The sequence below is a fragment of the Streptomyces triculaminicus genome, assembly GCF_017349075.1.
GTDB classification, from domain to species: Bacteria; Actinomycetota; Actinomycetes; order Streptomycetales; family Streptomycetaceae; genus Streptomyces; species Streptomyces triculaminicus.
In genome coordinates, this window is sequence record NZ_JAFMOF010000005.1 from 22685 (window position 1) to 40552 (window position 17868).

The window sequence follows — 17868 nt, forward strand, 5'->3', positions numbered from 1 at the left end:
CTATTCATGATCGCCACCATGCAGTGCACCGTCATCGACTGTCCCGACCCGCTCGCCCTGGCGAACTTCTACGCGGCCGTCCTGGGGTGGGAGGTCGAGGCCGACGAGAGCGACCCCTCCTGGGTGTGGCTGAACGCGCCCGGCAAAACCCAGCGGCTCGCCTTCCAGGGCGTCCAGGGCGAGTACCACCCGCCCCGCTGGCCCGAGCCGGCACACCCGCAGCAGTTCCACCTGGACTTCGACGTCGACGACGTCGAGCGTGCCCAGCGCGAGGTCGTCGCGCTGGGCGCCACGTTCCTGCACGACAGCGGCGGTAGCCCGTCCGGCTTCCGGGTGTTCTCGGACCCGAACGCTCTCGACTTACCGTTCTACGGTACCGGGCTGTCGACGGCAGCATGAAGCCCCGCCCATGCGCCTCGGGGGAGAAGCGCACAGACGGGGCGACCAGGGGCCTAGGCTTCGGTGCCATGGCTGAGGCTTACGTCACCAGCGATGAGCACCCGGCATGCGGGATCTGCCCGTCACGCCGCTTCCCTCTCGGAGCCTTCGACGTGTTCGAACGGCCCTCGCGCGACTGCCCGTTCAACCCCGCTGACGGGCACCGGTACACCACTGACGGCGTGCCCGTGTGCGTGCACCCGGAGAAGGTGGGCATCCCTGCGGGGAGATACAAGACCGATGGCTTGCCCGTGGCCACGAAGCTTGCGCTGCCTGACGACGTAGCCGAGCTGGACTCGTATCTGCGCGACGTCATGCACAGTGCAGCGCCGGGAGTGCTCGAATTGCTGATCGAGCAAGCCGCCACCGAGATTCCCCGTAATTTCCCCGGAGTGGACGTCATCACGACGCTACGCCGCGCTCTCAGCTAGCTCGCCGTGGCGAAGCCGGGGGCGAACCTGCGTCCGCCTTCGAAGATGCCCAGCGGCTCATACTTCTTGATGGCGGCTTCGCGCCGTTTCTCGGTCTCGTCCTTGCCGATCCAGAATCGCTCGTTCACCGGCCCCCATGCAGCCCGGTAGACCTGGTGCGTGTAGTCGCCGTGGTCCCAGCCGCCGATTTCCTCGCGGTCCGTGGCGTGAACGAACTTGATCCCAGTCCGCTCCTGAACACGGCTCAGCACGGTGAACTGAGCGGCAAGGGCGTGGATCATCTCATCCACGGGGACGGAGACGGGAACCTCAGCCGCGTACTCATCACCGCCCGTCATCTCGTAGACCGCCGACTTGATCGCCATCGCCCGGAGGGCTTCCGGGAACAGCGGAACGGTGTCCTTCTCGACGTCGAAGCCGTCGACGAGCGCGTAGCCCGTGAAGCTCTGCCAGTCCTTGTCGTACTTGGCGCACCCGGTGCGCAGACGCTCGAACTCCGGGTCGGCCTCAATTGCCGAGAGGATCTCTCGTGCACGCTCGGACACCCTCTCGGGAGCCGGACGAACAAGGGTTGTGTTCACCACTGCACTCTCCTTTTCGATTGTGTGTATTTCCCGCCTCAGCCATCGAGGCGGGGCTCACTGGTGGTGCGGGTTGCTGATGATCGCAAGCGGGATCACCAGGGCGACGGAGACGATGACCGTCGTGGCCCAGATCGCACCGGCCCATCGGAGAATTGCGCGTCGGATCACGGCTACCTCATCCACGCGTGGAACGGGCGCTTGACGATCTGCGTGTAGGAGTGGTGCGACGGGTTGGCCCTGACGTGCTCCAAGATCCAGAGCGAACCAACCTCCTGGTCGGTGCTCCGGGGGGAGCCCTCCCCACACACGTCGCACTCCTGGGCGTAGGTGTGGGGCTTCGCGTCCGGCTCACGGTCGGGCCGAACGGTCCAATCAGCGTGTGCGATCACGGCACGTGTGCTCATGCAGGCCAATCCCTTCGGGCGTTGCCCCCGTCAGTGCCACAGGTGTACAGCCGGTCGCAGAGGCAGCGCGGCGACCGTCAAGGCGTCATACCGGCGTCATTCATCGGTCAAAACCCGTGACCAACTGTCGCCCAGCGCCCTACTGTCGAAGACGTGGCCGAACCCAACACGATCCTTCGCGCCGTCAGAATCAGCCTGCGCATGTCGCAAGATGATCTAGCTCTCGCCATACGTCAGGCGGGGAAGGAATCAGGTGAACCGAACGACTGCGCCAAACGCAACGTTCAGCGATGGGAGTCAGGGAAGGTCCTCAATCCCCGCCCCGTCTACGCCAGGGCCCTGGAGCGCGTAACAGGTCTTCCGATCGAGGCTTTAGGGTTCGCCCCACCGGGGCCGAACGCACGAGCGGCAGAGTCAGCCGTGCTGAACGGTCGTGAACCAGAACAGCGAGAGGCGGCGAAGGCGCGAGCCGCAACAGCCCCAGGAGGTATCGCCCCCATGACCAAGCACAACGATCACGGAACCCTGTCCGGCATCTGGCTGTCCCGATACGAGTACCACTCGTCGGGGCGGGAATCCGACTTCATCGGAGAGCACTATGTAGTGGTACTCCAGCACGGCAACAAGCTGACGGCGCGCTCGCTGCCGGAAGGCTCTTCGAACCCGAATTCTCCGCTGACGCTCGACCTGACCGTTGAAGGAAACGTAGTCACGGGAACGTGGCGCGAGGAAACAGCACGGGATGGCTACTACGCCGGGGCCGTCTACCACGGGGCTATTCAGCTCCTTGTCGAACCTACGGGCCGGAAGATGAGCGGTAAGTGGGTCGGCTTCGGCAAGGACTTCGACGTGAACACTGGCCCATGGGAACTGACCTTCAAGGACGCTTCAACCTCTAAGCCCACAATGGCCGAGTACAACCGGTCGCCCGGGGAATGAGGTAACGCCTGCCGTCCCCAATCGGGGATAGCCCGGGTTCGCGCCCAACGCAAAGAGCCCCCGACGGCAGCCCAGCGCGGGCAGTCGTCGGGGGCAGTGGTCAGAAGTGCCGGGGGCAGCAGCCCAGCTTGTACAGGTCGACAGGGGCGGGCTCGTCGCCGACTTCGAGCCGGAACAGCGCGGCGAACACAGCCCAGAGGGGATGCCCTTCGGGCGTCTCGCTTTCGGCCAACTCGCAGCCAATTTCCTTGAGTTCGTCACTCGCCACGCCGGTAATCCTCCAGTGCCGCCATGGCTGCCGCGCGGGCGGCTTCCTTCGGGTCGGTAGGGGTCGTGGCGTCGGTCGCCTTCTCGTGTGCCGACAGGGCGGCGTCGAGCGGGCCCAGGAAGCGCAACAGGGGGTGCGCCACGGGCACGCCGGACGAGCCGGGGACCGTGACCCCCTCGGCGACGATCTGAGCCGCTACGACGTCCCAGACGGCCCGCAGGGCCGGGTACCGCTCCGCGTCGCCGGAGACGGGCTCCAGGCGGCTCTTGGATGCCGTCGCGACAGCCTTGCGCGCACGCGCTGCCGCCTTACGGTGCGCATCGCTGCAATACCGGGTGCGCTGGTCGGCGTCGGCGGAAATCGGGGCGCCGCACGGGGCGTGCGCGCACCTTCGTGTCATTCGGTCCCTCTCATCAGTTGGCGGACAGCCGGAAAGGGCTTGTCCGGGACGGACGCGTTTTCCGTGCTGGAGCCGGGATCGCTGAGCGGCACTGCCGCGAACTTTTGACCCGCACTCGCCCTATGTCAGCGCGGGCAGGTCGAGAACGCGCACGATCATTCGCGTGATCACGCCTCACGTTCGCGGGCGGCAGTGACGACACTCAATGAGCCAGGCATCCGACCGTTCCTCACGGTCGGCATCGACGGGAAGCCGCTCTTTCGGTGCGTACGAATATCGCGGGCACAAACGACAGCGCACCGGAACCCAATGCCGCTCGTCTCCGCTCAGCCTCGCCCGGCCATCGGGGCGCACCCATGTTGGGCGCATCCACGATGGCCACTCGCTGAGCTCTTCGTAAGTGCCCGGAATCTCGCGGGCCTTGAATGCAATCAGCGTCCGACCGTCGGCGATTCGGTGGGGATCCCCGACCTTCCGCGCCCACCCCCGTTCGAGGAGATACCCCCCTAGGTCGGAAGGTACCCCCACCCGCATGCCTGCCCCTACCGGGGTCCGGTCGATATGGACCCCGGTAGTCATCTCAACAAGCATGGGGCTTACGCCAGTTCGGCAAGCTCAGTCGAGACCAGCCACTCAGCCTCACTCTTCGGCACGTCGTAGGTCTCGCCGTTCTGGAGAACACGAGAGGCGACGCCGTCATTGCTCGGGCCGTACGACATGTAGCCGGTCATCCGGACAGTGGTGGTCGGCTCATCGGTGTTGAAGAAAGACATGGTGACTCCTCTTAGGCAGTAACGGTGATCTTGCAGACAGCGGCAGCGTTCGGGACGGCGATAGCAGCACGGGCAATCGCGCGGACCGCAGTGCCGTCCTTAAGGAATCCGAACTGATCAGAAATCTGAAATCCGGCATCCTTGCGCCATACGGCAAATACCTGGTCCGCCTCATAGGTGAGAATGTCGCTCTCCGGCACGAACGAGGAAAGCCATACGGGCACGCCGAGAATCGACCGCTGAACACCAGCCGTGGGGGAACCGGCCGACTCGCTCAGAAGCGGCTTAAGGGAGCCGGAGGACTCACGCAGCGCCATAAGCGCCGTCCACGCCTTCGGGCTCATTACGATTGCCGTCGCCTTCGCGTTCGCCGCTTCCAGCTTTCCGAAAGCCGTCACGAACGGGTCGAGATCCTTGAGGCCGCCCTTAACTGCATGAGTCTGGATACCCGGCGTATTGGCGATGCCAATGAACCCCTTACCAGCCCCGGTGCCAATCAGCGCTTCACGATCGAACCCGAGGGCAACGGAGCGCATCAGCGACTTCGCCATGGGGTTAAGGAATGCGGCACCACCATCGTCCAGCAGCTCATTCGCGATCAGGTCAGCCGCCGCAATCTTCTTCGGTGTGACCTTCAGCGGGTCCGCACCGAAACCGCCCGTGGGCAGGTCGTCAAGCTCTCCCACGAAACCAGCGGAGAAGTCCGAACGGATTACGGGGAACGCGTACGTCTCCGCGCCGGTCTGGACGCGCTGAACACCGCTCTCCATCACCACCGACTGAGGCGCAAGGAGATCGACGAAGGTCCGCGCCATCTCCTCCGGAGAGAACGCCTTATTCGTGCCCGTCGTGGTGATGCCGCGCGACATTTCAAGAGAGCGAGCCATAAGCTCACCAGGGGTCGCATTCATGCGCGAGTCTCCCTTCCTTCCCGGGCGAGTGGTGCCCATCGTCTGTAGCGGGGAAGTCACCCGCATTGCCTGTTCCTCAGCGGCAGCAGCCTCAAGGTGCCGCTTGATCTGGTCGTCAGCCTCCTTGACCTTTCTAAGAAGGTTCGACTCTGCCGCTTGCTCCTCTCGACTCCGAGAGCGCTTCGCAGAATCTGACTCGAACGCTCGGAGGCGTTCTAGGTATTCATCGCGCTTCGCCATGTGGGCGTGCGCTCGTTCTGCATGAGACAACGGGGTTCCCTCCGGAGGAATAGAAAAGCCGACCAAACCTCAAGGGGTCAGCCGGCCGTGGGGTACAGGGTGAATGCGAAATCACCCTTCACTCTTATTAGTAAATGTCTACGCAGCCTTGCCCTGAGTGCGCCTCTTTGCCGCCCACTCGCGCTTACGCTGTCGGTTCCGCTCTGCCCGGCACTCGTCCGAGCACATCAACGGCCAACGGCGCTTCTGCCCCTCGGGGCGCCTCTGCTCGTATGCCTCGCCGCACCACTCGCACGTGCCCGTGAACACCTTCACGCCGTCCACCACACGGATAGTGCCGCCCTTCGTCTGCCACGACACCGGACGGGCCTCACGACAGCGGATGATCAGCCGGGATCTGAGCACGTCCTCACGCAGAGCAGGCGGGAACTCCCACAGGGGGCGGAACGGGTCGGCAACGAGGCGAAACGGCCCGCGAGCGAAGCCAGCACGCACGACCACAGGGCCGCTCTCACCGCGCATGAAACGGCTGGTGTCCCACTCCATGAACGCCCGGACGACCGCAGGGTCTACGTGCTCCGTCAGTTCGTCGGGGGTGCAGGCAAGCGCCTCAATCTCGTTCTCTGTAACGCCAGTTGGGTTGTAGTACATGCGGGAACCGTCCTGTTGAAGGGCATGAAAAAGCCCCGGGTCGGCGAGCCGGGGCAAGTCCTCAAGTTGAGTAGGTGATCAGCAAGGCAGTGCGCCACGGGGCGCACTGGTTTCAGCGAGGCAGGCGCACCCTGAACCCCCACGGACCGCGCGCGCCATTCGGGCCGAAACGGCCGTCACGCCCAAGGAGTTCACGGGCAAGAACGAGGAGAGCGCGTTCGCCGATGATGGCGTTGGGACAGTCACGCCGGAAAGCGGCTATCAGGTCACGCCGGGAAATGAAGTCTCCCGCCGACTGTTCGCACAGCTTGAGCCAGCGCTCAGGCGTCATAGCGGACTCACGACGGAACACGGGAGAGCCCGACAGGATTTCTTTCAAGTCCCGGACGTTTGGGCCGGAAGCGTGCCGGACCGCAACGGCCATTCCCTTCCATGCGAGCGCCTGAGTCCCCAGCACTCCCCAACGATCGGGCAAGGCGAATTCTGGCACAAAGACGCCCTCGGGACCGAAGTCCCCCGCGTATCCCTCAAGCTCGTTCAGCATGTGGGCAATACGGACGCGCCACAGCGCCGGATCAAGGGGTGCGAAGGGTGCTTCCCCCTCTACCCAGCAGCGTGAAGCGGGGCACCACAGAATGGGGGCGTGAGGGAGACAGTGGGCGGCCCTAACGATCGCCTCCGACCATTCGCCTACCGTTGCCGCCTTCAAGACGTGTCCACTCATGAACTGATCCTTTCTCAGGGTTGCCCACTCGCTGTTGAGCAAGGCAGGAACAAGTGGGGTTCAAAGACTGAGCAAGAAACACACAACTCTCTCTCCCGCTGTAAGCAGGGACTTTGCAAGCTGTGCAAGATACGTAGGTGACTCACCACCTCTTAGCGAAACGACAACCGGGAAGAGCACCGTCATTCGTCATCCGTCACCGCTTCGGGAGCGCACAGGCTTCCAGCGGGCATGACACAGCCCCGCCCCTCCCCAGGGGAGGAACAGGGCTGTGAGGCGTACAGCCGGGCTTACGCGGCCAGGCGGAGCCCTCCCCCTCCGCTGGAAGGAACGTCGGGGCGGGACTCATAGGCGAGTTCTTCCCGAAGTGCTACAAGTGCGTCAGCAGCATCACGGAAGAACCCTTCCCCTAGAGCGAAGCTCACGCGGGATTCATCCAGCTTCCGCCAGCCGCCCCGTGTCCCCTTCTTGATCAGCAGACGTGCCCCCGCCTCAAGGAGGAGGTGCCGCCTTTCCTGGTCGTCCGACTCCGCCCAGACCTCGCGGATAGTGCGGCCGGTCGTCACCACTTCCCGCTTTTCCGGACGCGCCGGGGTTTGCTCCAGTACGGCGAGACGATTGTCCAACGCGTCCGCCCGCTCCTGCCAGGCCCGCTTCGCCGCTGTGGATTTCTGCCGCCCCTTCTCTTCCTGGTGAGCGTTGAACTCAGCGAGCGTCGCCGCTATCTCCGGAGCAGGGTCATACCCCGGTATCACGATCGTCTTTTGTGTCTGTAGATCGCCTATCAGCGCCAAGAACTCACGCTCTACGTACTCTTCGACCCAGTCAGCCCGAATCGCTACGGAAGCAGGGCACACAATGCCCGTGAGGTGCGCCGTGCACTTGTAACTCTCACGCTGCACCCCCTTGCGCTTGTTGGACATGTGGTACATGCGACTGCCGCAGCCCGCGCAGTGGATAACGCGCAGCAACTTGGACTTCTGGTCTACGCGGTCATGCGGCCCAATCTTGCGGTCCTCAAAGAGCTTCCCGATTACATCGAACTCTTCGCGCGTCAATATGGGGTGTTCGGTCGCCATGATCGGCGTACCCTCGCTGTCCCGCACCGGATTCCCCTGGTGCAGCTTCCAACCCAACAGCGCGGGCGAGGTGAGCACCTTACGGATTACGGACGGCACCCAGCAGAACGCGTCACGAGTCGTGGTCTCCCCCTTGGCCCCGCCCGTCTTCCCGCCCGTCTTACGGCCTGCCTTCAGGGACCAGTGGTCACGGGGAGTCGGTACCTTCTCGGCCCTGAGATCCTGGCAAAGCTTCGTGATCGTCATTCCCGACAACAGGTCTCGGATGATCCGCTCAATGACCTTCACTGCATCGGGATCAGGGACCAGGGTCTTGCCCGCGCCGTGCTCCTTGGGCATAGGGGCAATCATGTATCCGTAGGACGGCCGACCGCCCTTCCAGCGGTACGCCATCTTGCGCATCGCCGCATGAGCACCCAACACACGATCACGAATGCTCGCCGACTCCACCTGAGCCGCGAAGGCAAGCATCATCATCATGAGCTCAGCCGTCGGGTCCATGGCATTCCGGAAGTCGAAGACCAGTCGGCCCCCGCCGATTCCCTCAGCGAAGACCAACATCTTCCGGTGCTGCTTCGCCCACTTCGCAAGGTCGTGCATGTCGCTCATGGACCGGATGGCACGGTCAAAGCGCCACCACACGATCGCGTCAAACTCATCCGGTCGAGCCAGCCACGCCCCAAGTTCCGGCCGGTCGAACGGCCCCACCTTGGATGCGCTGACATCCAGGTCTACGGCCTCGCGTCCGTCGAAGTCGATGCCGAGAGCGGCGGCGGCAAGGTCGTCTGCCTCGCGCTGCCGCTCCGGGGAAGTCGTCTCGTCGGTCAGCACGGACAGACGCACGGCGCGTACGCCTCTGAGGCGGGCAAGGGTGTCCATGCCCGAGGTCTGATGAGTCGGTTGCCCAGCGGGGCCGGTCTGCGTTTCGGTGTCCACGGACGTCTTCGAGCGAGTCGAACGCCCGCCTGCGCTGTCCTGAGAAGGAAGGCTCACGCGCTCGCTAGAGCGCAAGGGCTTCCTGTCCGCGCTGACCTGCTTCGTTGCCGCCATGACCGGGGTCCTCCAGAACGGTAGTTCTGGAGCGTTCGGAGACCCGGCGGGGCACCCCTTCTGCCTCTGCTACGGGCAGCAGGGCTAGGCCTCCGCTACAGCCCCGCCGCCACGGCCCGAAGGGCCTCCCCCGCGCCGCCGACGACCGGCGCGCCGTGGCCGAAGCAGGCGGTGTCGACGTCCGACAGCGACGCCTGGCGGCGGAAGGCGTTGATGACGCCCTGCCGGTCGACGTTGAAGACGCCCGGCATCAGCTGCTCGACATTGGCGATGGTGTCGCCGGTGAACAGCACGCCGGAGGCCGGCAGGTGCAGCGCGATGCTGCCGGCGGTGTGGCCCGGGACGTGGACGACGCGGGCCTCTTCGCCCCAGTCGAGGGTGTCGCCCTCCCCCACCTCGCGGTCGACCGGGCAGGGCGCCGGCGGCGGGGCGTCGACGAGACCCGCCTGGACGGACTCCCACAGCGGCACCTCCCAGTCCTCCAGTACCGGCGGCGGCTCGGGAACCTCGCCACGGATGACGGCCGCGTCGGCCGCGCCCGCCAGGACGCGCGCGCCCGTGGCCGCCGCCAGGGCCGCGGCGGAACCGGTGTGGTCCAGGTGGGAGTGGGTCAGCACGATGTCCCGGAGCTCCTCGGGGCGCGCGCCCAGGCCGGCGAGGGCGTCGAGGACCGGTTCGGCATGGCCCGGGAGCCCGGCGTCGACCATCGCCCAGCCATTGGCGCCCGGCAGGCGCAGCACGTAGGCCTGTCCGACGGGGAACTGCAGCATCCATATGTCCGGCGTCACTTCGACGGTCCGCATCGTTGTCATGCCCGTCACGCTAATGATCAAGAAGGCGCCGCCCCAAGCGTTTGCGCCGTGCGCGGATTGAGCCGCCGGCGAACCGGATCCGGGAACTCCCGGGCTCCCGCTCAGCCCCGCCCCTCGCGGTCCACGGGGAACAGCGCCGTCACCTGCCACCCGCCCTCCGGCACGGGTCCGGCGTGCAGCCGGCCGCCCAGTGCCTTGGCCCGTTCGGCGAGGCCGACCAGGCCGAAGCCGCCGCCGCGCGCCTGCTCGGAGAGGCCGGCGGCCCGCTTGCCGTCGTCCGCTACGCGCAGCTCCACCCCCTCGGGGACGCCGCGCACGCCGATGCGTACGGCGGTGGCGTCGGCCGCGTGCTTGCGGATGTTGGTGAGGGACTCGCGGACGACGCGGTGGACGCCCGCCGCGACCTCGCCGGGCAGCCAGCTCTCCATGCCCTTCTCGATGTAGAGGGCGACGGGCGGGCCGGTGCGCGTGAACTCCTCGGTCAGCTCGCGGACCTCGGGCAGGCCGGCGACGGGTTCGGTCTCGGCCTCGCCCTCGCGCAGGATGCCCACCAGGCGGCGCATGGCGCCCAGGGCCTGGCTCGCGGAGGTCTCGATGCGCTCGAGGGTGTCGGCGGCGGCGGGGCCCTCCAGGGCGGTGAAGCGGGCGGCGCGGGCCTGGACGACGATGCCGGTGACGTGGTGGGCGACGAGGTCGTGGAGCTCGCGGGCGAGTTCGAGGCGCTCGGCGGTGCGTACGGCCGCCATGTCGCGCACGCGCTGCGCGTCGTGGCCGCGCAGGATCAGGGAGTACGCGCCGACGACGGCGGTCAGCACGGCGAAGAGGGCGGTGAAGCCGCCGGGGTTGAGGTCGCGTACGGGCGCGGCGACGGCGGCGATGGCGAGCATGGGGCCCAGGACGCGGGCGACGCGGGCCGGGGAGCGGGAGACGATCTCGGTGAGGAGGACGAGCAGGGCGACGTCCTCGCCGACGCCCCAGACGACGGTGGGGTGCTGTCCGGTCATCAGGACGAGCGAGGCGGTCCAGGAGACGGCGACGGCGACGCTCGCGCGGACGGTCAGCGGGATCCAGCTCCAGGGCAGGGCGCACAGGCAGACGGCGACGCCGGAGGCGAGGACGACGGCGTGCGGCTGGCTGGGCTGGCGGGCGAGGGAGAAGCCCTCGAAGCCGACGAGGAAGAGCAGGGCGGCCCCGAGGGCGGCCTTGCCGCAGCCCGCCCGCCGGGGGGAGCGGGCGGTCCGCAGGACCCACGGGTTCACCTGCGGGCTCTGTTCGCGTGCCGCCCGTAAACCATCACGTGCCGCTCGTGAATCTTCACGTGCCGCTCGTGGACGTTCACGTGCCGCTCGTGGCCAGTCCGCTCCCCCAGGCCCAGGCGGCGATCTCGACGCGGTTGCGGGCGTCGAGCTTGAGCTGCACGTTGGCCAGGTGGGTCTTGACCGTGGACAGGGAGACGAACAGTTCGGAGGCGATCTCGGCGTTGGTGGCGCCGCGCGCCAGGCAGCGGACGACGTCGGCCTCGCGGTCGGTGAGCGGTTCGGCGGGCTGCTTGACGGCGGGTGAGGCGGTGCCGGTGCCGGTGGCGGCCATGTCGCGCAGCAGCCGGACGGTGATGGCGGGCGAGATGAGGGAGTCGCCGACGGCGGCGGCGTGCACGGCCTCGACGAGCATGGCGGGGCTGGCGTCCTTGAGCAGGAAGCCGGAGGCGCCGTTGCGCAGCGCGGTGTGGACGTACTCGTCGAGGTCGAAGGTGGTGACGATGACGATGCGGGGGCGCGGGCCGCGCTCGGGGTGGGCGGCGGAGAGCTCGGAGAGCCGCCGGGTGACCTCGAGGCCGTCCAGCTTGGGCATGCGGATGTCGAGGAGGAGGACGTCGGGCCGGTGGCGCTCGACGGCCTCCAGGGCGGCCTCGCCGTCGACGACGTCGGCGACGACGTCGATGTCGGACTGGCTCTCCAGGATCATCCGGAAGCCGGTGCGGACCATCTCCTGGTCGTCCGCGATGACCACGGTGATCGCCATGACTGTGCCCTCGCTCCTCACACGCCGTACGCCGGGGCGTCTTCCATGTCACCGGGGGCGTCCCCGCGCCGCAACCGCAGGCACTCCGGGACGTTCCGGCGGGCGCCCGGCCGGTCAGCCCTCGGTGCGTCCGTTGCGGCGCAGCGCCACGCGCACGCCGTACGCGCCGCCGCCGACGGCCAGCAGGGCCACCCCGCCGGCGAGGGCGGGGGTGACGGCGTCGCCGACGTCGTGGCTGGCCTTGATGACCTGGCCGGCCTCCACGACGCGCTTGACGGGGTTGCCGGAGGTGTCGTGGGGCGGGCGGTGGGCGGCCGGCGCGGTCTGCGGTGTGCCCTGTGGGGAGACGGCGGGCGGGGTGGCGGGGGCCACGACGGCGCCGGTGGCGGGGCCGCTCGCGGCGCCGGTGACGGCCTGGTGGCCGGTGGTCGTGGCGGCGGCCTCGGGGGTGTGGCGCAGGGTGCCGGAGGCGAAGTCGTAGTAGTGCGTCAGGCGGCTGCCGTCGAGCTGGGCGCGCAGGGTGGGGCGGGTGCCGCCGCCGTCGATGATGCGCAGGTGGAGCCGGTCGAGGTCGGCGGAGGGCCGGGCGGCGTCGATGGTGCGCCGGCGCGTGCCGTGGGTGGTGACGGTGACGCTGGTGCCGCCGCTGCCGGTGGTGAGGCTGGCGTGGCTGCCGTCGGGGAGAAGGACCTGGCGCACGGTGGTGGTCTTGGGGCGGGCGTCGTGGTCGGGCTTGTCCACCGCGAACGCGCCGGCCGTCGGGTACACCACGGCCGCGACGGCGGCGGTGAGGACGGCGGTGGCGGCGAGGCGGGACTTGACGGACACGGAGAGTGCCTTTCCGTAACGGACGGCTCGGACTGCGGCCGCCGGTCGTTCGGTGGCACTCCCCTTACGTTACGGACGTCTACGCGCCCCACACCTCGACTGTCCGACCATTGTCGTCTCGGCCGAAAGGATGACGGACCCCCCTCCGTGTCATACCGGAGACCGGTCCGGGCCCTGAGGAACCGGTCTCCGAAGGCGCCGGGGAGGACACGCCGGGCCCGTACCGGGCTGGGCCGTCCGGGTCAGCGGACGGCCGGGTCGCCGGTACGGGCCGGTCGTCGGGCCCGCCGGTGAGGGGACTCAGCCGGTGAGGGGCTCAGCCGCCGAGGCTCGCCGCGGCGGACTTGATGGCGGAGGCGAAGGTGCTCACCTCGGTGTAGACGCCGGGGTAGCCGGGCCGGGCGCAGCCGGTGCCCCAGCTGACGATGCCGACCTGGATCCAGACGCCGGCGTCGTCCTTGCGGAACATGGGTCCGCCGGAGTCGCCCTGGCAGGTGTCGACGCCGCCCTTCTCGAGGAAGCCGGCGCATATCTCCTCGGCGGGGGTGAGGCTGTCGCCGTAGGCGCCCGCGCAGGCCTCGTCGTCGACGTAGGGGACGTCCGCCTTGAGCAGGAGACGTTGCTGGCTGCCTCCTTCGCGGTCGGCGCCCCAGCCGGCGACGGTGAAGGTGCCCTGGTTGTAGGCGGTGCTGTCGGCGGTCTTGAGGGTGGGGAGGTTGATGGGCTTGGCGAGTTTGATCAGCGCCCAGTCCTTGCCGGTGCCGGTGTAGCCGGGGGCCTGCAGGACGCGGGTGGACTTGACCTTGATCGCTTGGGAGGACTGCAGGTCGACGACGCCCGCGGTGGCGGTGATGGAGGTGTTGGCGCCGCTGCCGTTCACGCAGTGGGCGGCGGTGAGGACGATCTGCTGGGTGTAGAGGGCGCCGCCGCAGCCCATGGACAGCCGCACCATCCAGGGGAACTCGCCCTGTGCGGCCGGAACGCCGCCGACCACGCCGGGCCCGGGGCGCGGGTCGGGGTCGCGGTCCTGGGCGGCCTGGGCGGTGCCGGGCTGGAGGCTGAGGGCGGCGAGGGCGACCGCGCCGGCCGCGAGGAATCTCTTGAGCACGATGAGGTGATTGCGCAACGTGCTTCCTTCCGTGGGAGGTTGTGCGCATCGCGCGGTGGGGGTTGTAGAGCTCATGACAACGATGCGCGCTGTGATTATCGAACCGGTTGGCACGCGCACCTAGCGGGGTTTTCAGCCAGTCGGGACGCGCCCGCGGCCGGGCACCGGGGGCGGTCTTGCCGCCCGCCCTACAGTGGAAGGGCAGCGACAACCGCACGGGGGTGGTCACGCGTGGGCGGCTCGGTCCCGGACGTCGCGATCCAGCACGGATTCCCGCACGTCGACACCGTGCAGGCGGCGATCACCGCGCTCTACAAGCGGCTCTCCTACGACGGCGTGCGCTCCTTCGCGGCCAGCATGCCGCCGGCCGACGTGGCCTTCTCCGACCACGAGGACCCGTATCTGGGCGTGCAGCGCGTCGCCGGCGAGATGGTCCGGCACCTGCGGCTGCCGGACGCCCGTATGATCGTCAGCTTCCGCGACATGCGGCACGCGGGCAGCGTCGAACTCGCCGCCGGGCCCGAGTACTTCATCGAGCTCAACTCCCGCTTCAAGACCCACCGCAAGGACATCGGCGCCGCGCTCTCGCACGAGGTCATGCACGTCTACCTGCACCGGCTGGGCCTGGAGTTCCCCGGCACCCGGGACAACGAGATCCTCACCGACACGGCGGCCGCCTACCTGGGCGCGGGATGGCTGCTGCTGGACGCCTACCGCGAGTCGTCGGTGACGACGCAGAAGCTGGGCTACCTGACGCCCGAGGAGTTCGGGTACGTGCTGGCCAAGCGGGCCGAGGCCTTCGGCGAGGACCCCTCGCCGTGGTTCACCAGCGCGCAGGCGTACGACGCGTACGCGCGGGGGCGCGAGCGCGCCCGGCGGGACGGGCGCCGGCCCCCGCTGGCCGGCGCCGGCCGCCTGGGCCGGCACCGCTACGCCCGGGACCGCCGCACGCGGACCGCCTCGGCGGAGGCGGGCTACGTCTTCGAGGGCTCCGACCCGCTGCGGGTCAGCTTCCCCTGCCCGACGTGCCATCAGCGCATCCGGGTGCCGGTGCGCGGGCGGCTGCGGGCGCGCTGCGCGCTGTGCCGCACGGAGCTGGAGTGCGACACGTGACACCCGCGCCCACCCGGCCGGTCAGGACGCGCCCCACCACTTGCGCAGCACCTTCTCGGCGGGCTTGCCGTGCGGCGTGTACGCCAGCCGCTTCGCGGTCTCGCCGCTGTCGGGCCAGTCGTCCCACATCCACCAGCACACGCCCGCCCACCACGGCTTGCCCTCGAAGGCGGCGAGCAGGGCCTCGTAGGCCGCCGCCTGTTCGGCGTCGCCGTCGCGCCTGCTGACGGTCCAGGAGTAGGGGGCGGTGGTGGAGCCGCGCTGGCTGACGTAGCCGGCCTCGGTGAAGAGGATCTTGCGGTGCTGTCGCTCGGAGAACGCGGCGAGCTCCTCCGCGATCGGCTGCCAGGCCCGTCGCAGCCGGGCCGGGTCGCTGGTGGCCTTGTCGGCCAGGGGCCAGTAGGCGTCGACGCCGATGACGTCGAGGTCCTTCCAGAAGGCGACCTTGCGGTACTCGTCGTAGTTGGCGGCGTAGGTCAGCGGGCCCTTGTAGCGCTCGCGCACGGCCGCGATGGCGTGGCCCCAGTGCTCGCCGTCCTCGGAGGTGCCGGCGAGCTCGGTGCCGACGGAGAACTGCTCGACGCCGGTGGTGCGGGAGAGGCCGGCGTAGTGGGTGATGAAGCGCTCGTACGCGCGGAACCAGGCGTCGCGGTCGCGTGGCCTGATCTCGGCGCGGTCCCCGCCCTTGGTGAGGTCGACGTGCGGCTTGAGCATGACCTTCAGGCCCGCGTCGTGCGCGAGGCCGATGATGTGGCGCAGGCTGTCGTCGCCGGCCGTCTCTTCCGTGACGCGCATGGCCGTGTCGGTGACACGGTCCTGGTACCAGGTGGGGGTGAAGGTCACCCACCGGGCGCCGGTGGCGGCGATCTGCCGGAGATACGTTTCGGCCTGGGGGCTGCCGTAGTCGTCGGTGTTCCACGACGGGAGCGTCATGCCCCGCATTCCGCTCACCTTCCTGCTGTCGGGCCGGGTGCGGTCGGGGGACGGCCCGGGGTCGTCGCCGTCACCGGAGGAGGAGCATCCGGCGACGAAGAGGGCGGCCGCCGCCGCCAGCACGGCGGTCGCCCTCTTCATCGCGTTCACTGCGCCAGGGCCGTGGGGCCGACGAAGGTGTAGCCGAGGGCCTTGATGCCCTCGATCGTCTGCTTCAGCGGCTCCACCGGGTAGTACGGGTGGTAGAAGAAGCTCGCCACGCCGTCCCGCACGGCCAGGTTGGCCTTGGCCGAGTTGACCAGGTCCGCGGGCAGCCGGGCCGGGTGGTTGTTGTAGGGCTCGGGCTCGTAGTTGCCGATGTTCTCGGGAAGCACGGTCGTACCGTAGACGTCCTTGACCGCGTACGGGAAGAACTGGCCGATGTAGCGGGCAGGGTTCACCGTTCCGCCGCTCAGGGTTCCCGCGAAGTACAGCGAACGCTCAAGCCGGGCCGTGTAGTTCTGCCCGAAGACCTTGTAGTCGGTGGCGGACGCCGCGTAGTGCGGGGTCGTCCACAGCGTGGGCTTGGGCAGGCCCGCCAGCGCGAACCCGCTCAGCGCCGACGTCACCCGCGACTGCGCCCAGACGGTGGAGTCCTCGGCCACCGGCCCGTCGTAGATCACGTTGTCGGAGGCGTCGACGTGGGAGCGGAAGAACTCGAAGTCGTCGCCCGTGGCGCCGGTGTAGGGGTTGGCGACGTTCTTGTACTGGTGGGTGTAGCCGTGGTTCATCAGCACCGCGCCGCGCTGGAGCATGTACTTCAGCGCGTCGACGACCTGCGGCGCCTGGGCCAGCGTGACGGTTTCGGCCACACCGTTGTTGTACGCGCCCTTGGGGTCGGTGTAGGTCGGGATGACGTTGATCCCGTAGGGGATCTTCTGCGCGTAGAGGTAGTCGGCGATGGCCTTCAGCTGGGCCGGGTCCGCCTTGGGGCTGACGTCCTCGAGCCGGACGAACGCCCGGTGCCGCTCGGTGGTCGCGGGGGCGAGGGAGTCGAAGAGGAGGTCCTCGAAGACGATGACGCGGTCGGACTCGGAGACGTAGGTGAAGGGGATCTCACCGACGTAGGTCAGGTTGCCCGACCGGATCGCCCACGGGCTGGTGGCGCCGCTGTTGGCGTCCTTGGCCTGGGCGAGCTCGGTGATGTCCGGGTAGTCCGGGCCGTCGACGACGGCCGGGTGCAGCACGCCGCCGTCGAAGCCGGCGGGGATCTTCCGGGTCAGCGTCTGGTTCTTGTACGCGACCTGGTTGATGTTGCCGACGCTGCCGCCGGTCTCGAAGTACGAGTTGGTGGGATCCCAGCCGTACTTCTTCTTGAAGTTCTCGACGCCGACGGCATTGGCCATGCCCCAGATGTTGTCGCCGACCCAGTTGACGGGCTTGGTGGTCTTCAGCGCGTCCTGGTAGAAGGCGGCGGGGATGGCGTCCGGGATCGAGCCGCCGTAGTAGGTCGAGCCGACGTAGACGGTGGAGGTGTACTGCTCCACCATGCCCGCGGTGTAGGCGGAGACCGGCTTGGCGGTGACGGTGCCGAAGTGGCCGGCCAGGTTGGCGATCGCCATGGCGTAGAGCTCGCCGAGGTGGCCGTAGGGGCCGGTGGTGTCGTAGAGGACCAGGGCCGAGGTGCCGGATGCGGCGGCGAGCGTCTGTGCGGCGGTGACCGTGGCCTTCGGTGCGGGTGCCGGGGTGACGGTGAGAGTGCCGGCCCGGCGTTTGCGGTCGTTCGCCAGGCGGGCGGTGGCCCATGATTTCAGGTCACTGGTGCTCGCCCCGGACAGCGACGCGGGCCCCACCCCCTGGAGCCCGTGTGCCGGGCCGGGCCTGCCGTCCCGGGCTATCGCGGCCTCGGCGCCGGTGGAAAGCGTGACGCCGCCCAGCAGGGCGGCGACGACGGCGAGGACGACGGAAATCCGGGACGTACCCAGTCTCCCGCGCAAATGTTTCATTGTGTTTCCCCCTGGTTGGCGATCTGCCACCGGACCCTCACCAAAGGTGTCAGGGCCCGACAGTTGGCTGATTCTTGTGGTCCCCGAGAAGGGTGTCAATAGACAACTACGGTCCCGTCCGGGCAATTACGAACAATCGAATTGGTGCAGACCAGAAATCACACGCGTCACATAC

General features: G+C 68.3%; 20 protein-coding genes. 4 read left to right on the forward strand and 16 right to left on the reverse strand.

The window, feature by feature from the left end; all coding sequences use genetic code 11:
* Positions 1-6 precede the first annotated feature (6 nt).
* On the forward strand, positions 7-399 hold the full coding sequence (locus tag J1792_RS28415) for a VOC family protein (protein WP_207248508.1): 393 nt from the start codon (positions 7-9) through the stop codon (positions 397-399).
* Positions 400-467: 68 nt separating this feature from the next.
* On the forward strand, positions 468-869 hold the full coding sequence (locus J1792_RS28420; protein ID WP_207248509.1) for a hypothetical protein: 402 nt from the start codon (positions 468-470) through the stop codon (positions 867-869).
* On the opposite strand, the gene J1792_RS28425 is transcribed toward J1792_RS28420, so the two are convergent.
* Both J1792_RS28425 and J1792_RS36140 read right to left on the reverse strand, forming a co-directional pair.
* Entirely contained in the window at positions 866-1453 is a 588-nt protein-coding gene (locus J1792_RS28425; RefSeq protein ID WP_242646794.1) for a hypothetical protein, read from the reverse strand. The two genes, J1792_RS28420 and J1792_RS28425, sit on opposite strands and share 4 nt — an antisense overlap.
* Positions 1454-1623: 170 nt before the next feature.
* Positions 1624-1857, reverse strand: coding sequence for a DUF7848 domain-containing protein (locus tag J1792_RS36140; protein WP_436840079.1), 234 nt, complete (start codon positions 1855-1857; stop codon positions 1624-1626).
* Positions 1858-2058: 201 nt separating this feature from the next.
* Here J1792_RS36140 and J1792_RS28430 point away from each other — a divergent pair, with 201 nt between their 5' ends.
* Complete coding sequence (locus J1792_RS28430) at positions 2059-2796, forward strand: XRE family transcriptional regulator (RefSeq protein ID WP_189455360.1); 738 nt, start codon at positions 2059-2061, stop codon at positions 2794-2796.
* A gap of 100 nt (positions 2797-2896) precedes the next feature.
* Here J1792_RS28430 and J1792_RS28435 read toward each other — a convergent pair whose 3' ends face one another.
* The 12 genes from J1792_RS28435 to J1792_RS28490 form a co-directional block, all read right to left on the reverse strand.
* Entirely contained in the window at positions 2897-3064 is a 168-nt protein-coding gene (locus J1792_RS28435) for a hypothetical protein (RefSeq protein ID WP_207248510.1), read from the reverse strand.
* On the reverse strand, positions 3054-3464 hold the full coding sequence (locus J1792_RS28440) for a hypothetical protein (RefSeq protein WP_207248511.1): 411 nt from the start codon (positions 3462-3464) through the stop codon (positions 3054-3056). Before J1792_RS28440 ends, J1792_RS28435 begins: the two co-directional genes overlap by 11 nt.
* A gap of 596 nt (positions 3465-4060) precedes the next feature.
* Entirely contained in the window at positions 4061-4237 is a 177-nt protein-coding gene (locus J1792_RS28445; RefSeq protein WP_207248512.1) for a hypothetical protein, read from the reverse strand.
* An 11-nt stretch (positions 4238-4248) separates the two neighbouring features.
* On the reverse strand, positions 4249-5388 hold the full coding sequence (locus tag J1792_RS28450) for a phage major capsid protein (protein ID WP_207248513.1): 1140 nt from the start codon (positions 5386-5388) through the stop codon (positions 4249-4251).
* Positions 5389-5526: 138 nt separating this feature from the next.
* Positions 5527-6039, reverse strand: a complete 513-nt coding sequence (locus J1792_RS28455) for a hypothetical protein (protein WP_207248514.1) — start codon at positions 6037-6039, stop codon at positions 5527-5529.
* A 112-nt stretch (positions 6040-6151) separates the two neighbouring features.
* On the reverse strand, positions 6152-6583 hold the full coding sequence (locus tag J1792_RS28460; RefSeq protein ID WP_207248515.1) for a hypothetical protein: 432 nt from the start codon (positions 6581-6583) through the stop codon (positions 6152-6154).
* 470 nt (positions 6584-7053) lie between these two features.
* A complete protein-coding gene (locus J1792_RS28465; protein ID WP_207248516.1) occupies positions 7054-8721 on the reverse strand; it encodes a recombinase family protein in 1668 nt (555 codons plus the stop codon).
* A 266-nt stretch (positions 8722-8987) separates the two neighbouring features.
* Positions 8988-9704, reverse strand: a complete 717-nt coding sequence (locus tag J1792_RS28470) for an MBL fold metallo-hydrolase (protein WP_307843123.1) — start codon at positions 9702-9704, stop codon at positions 8988-8990.
* 101 nt (positions 9705-9805) lie between these two features.
* Positions 9806-10963, reverse strand: a complete 1158-nt coding sequence (locus J1792_RS28475; RefSeq protein ID WP_086573109.1) for a sensor histidine kinase — start codon at positions 10961-10963, stop codon at positions 9806-9808.
* Positions 10964-11039: 76 nt separating this feature from the next.
* Positions 11040-11726 carry a response regulator gene (locus tag J1792_RS28480; protein ID WP_207248517.1) on the reverse strand — a complete coding sequence of 229 codons (687 nt, stop codon included), beginning with the start codon at positions 11724-11726 and terminating at the stop codon, positions 11040-11042.
* A gap of 114 nt (positions 11727-11840) precedes the next feature.
* Positions 11841-12554: a hypothetical protein gene (locus tag J1792_RS28485; RefSeq protein WP_207248518.1), complete on the reverse strand. Its 714-nt coding sequence runs from the start codon at positions 12552-12554 to the stop codon at positions 11841-11843.
* A gap of 316 nt (positions 12555-12870) precedes the next feature.
* Complete coding sequence (locus J1792_RS28490) at positions 12871-13680, reverse strand: serine protease (protein WP_242646795.1); 810 nt, start codon at positions 13678-13680, stop codon at positions 12871-12873.
* 213 nt (positions 13681-13893) lie between these two features.
* Between J1792_RS28490 and J1792_RS28495 the strand changes: the two genes are divergently transcribed.
* Complete coding sequence (locus J1792_RS28495) at positions 13894-14775, forward strand: hypothetical protein (RefSeq protein ID WP_242705063.1); 882 nt, start codon at positions 13894-13896, stop codon at positions 14773-14775.
* A 21-nt stretch (positions 14776-14796) separates the two neighbouring features.
* Here the strand turns inward: J1792_RS28495 and J1792_RS28500 are convergent, their stop codons facing one another.
* Together J1792_RS28500 and J1792_RS28505 are read right to left on the reverse strand one after the other, a co-directional pair.
* Positions 14797-15849 carry a glycoside hydrolase family 113 gene (locus J1792_RS28500; RefSeq protein ID WP_242646796.1) on the reverse strand — a complete coding sequence of 351 codons (1053 nt, stop codon included), beginning with the start codon at positions 15847-15849 and terminating at the stop codon, positions 14797-14799.
* 5 nt (positions 15850-15854) lie between these two features.
* Positions 15855-17693: a DUF2334 domain-containing protein gene (locus J1792_RS28505; RefSeq protein ID WP_207248519.1), complete on the reverse strand. Its 1839-nt coding sequence runs from the start codon at positions 17691-17693 to the stop codon at positions 15855-15857.
* Between the last annotated feature and the right edge of the window lie 175 nt (positions 17694-17868).

Bases quoted from the DNA above. Each gene is read 5' to 3' on its own strand.
- J1792_RS36140 (WP_436840079.1), bottom strand. From the start codon at position 1,857: ATGAGCACACGTGCCGTGATCGCACACGCTGATTGGACCGTTCGGCCC.
- J1792_RS28450 (WP_207248513.1), bottom strand. From the start codon at position 5,388: ATGGCGAAGCGCGATGAATACCTAGAACGCCTCCGAGCGTTCGAGTCA.
- J1792_RS28440 (WP_207248511.1), bottom strand. From the start codon at position 3,464: ATGACACGAAGGTGCGCGCACGCCCCGTGCGGCGCCCCGATTTCCGCC.
- J1792_RS28415 (WP_207248508.1), top strand. From the start codon at position 7: ATGATCGCCACCATGCAGTGCACCGTCATCGACTGTCCCGACCCGCTC.
- J1792_RS28430 (WP_189455360.1), top strand. From the start codon at position 2,059: ATGTCGCAAGATGATCTAGCTCTCGCCATACGTCAGGCGGGGAAGGAA.
- J1792_RS28480 (WP_207248517.1), bottom strand. From the start codon at position 11,726: ATGGCGATCACCGTGGTCATCGCGGACGACCAGGAGATGGTCCGCACC.
- J1792_RS28500 (WP_242646796.1), bottom strand. From the start codon at position 15,849: ATGAAGAGGGCGACCGCCGTGCTGGCGGCGGCGGCCGCCCTCTTCGTC.
- J1792_RS28455 (WP_207248514.1), bottom strand. From the start codon at position 6,039: ATGTACTACAACCCAACTGGCGTTACAGAGAACGAGATTGAGGCGCTT.
- J1792_RS28505 (WP_207248519.1), bottom strand. From the start codon at position 17,693: ATGAAACATTTGCGCGGGAGACTGGGTACGTCCCGGATTTCCGTCGTC.
- J1792_RS28460 (WP_207248515.1), bottom strand. From the start codon at position 6,583: ATGCTGAACGAGCTTGAGGGATACGCGGGGGACTTCGGTCCCGAGGGC.
- J1792_RS28470 (WP_307843123.1), bottom strand. From the start codon at position 9,704: ATGACAACGATGCGGACCGTCGAAGTGACGCCGGACATATGGATGCTG.
- J1792_RS28465 (WP_207248516.1), bottom strand. From the start codon at position 8,721: ATGGACACCCTTGCCCGCCTCAGAGGCGTACGCGCCGTGCGTCTGTCC.
- J1792_RS28420 (WP_207248509.1), top strand. From the start codon at position 468: ATGGCTGAGGCTTACGTCACCAGCGATGAGCACCCGGCATGCGGGATC.
- J1792_RS28445 (WP_207248512.1), bottom strand. From the start codon at position 4,237: ATGTCTTTCTTCAACACCGATGAGCCGACCACCACTGTCCGGATGACC.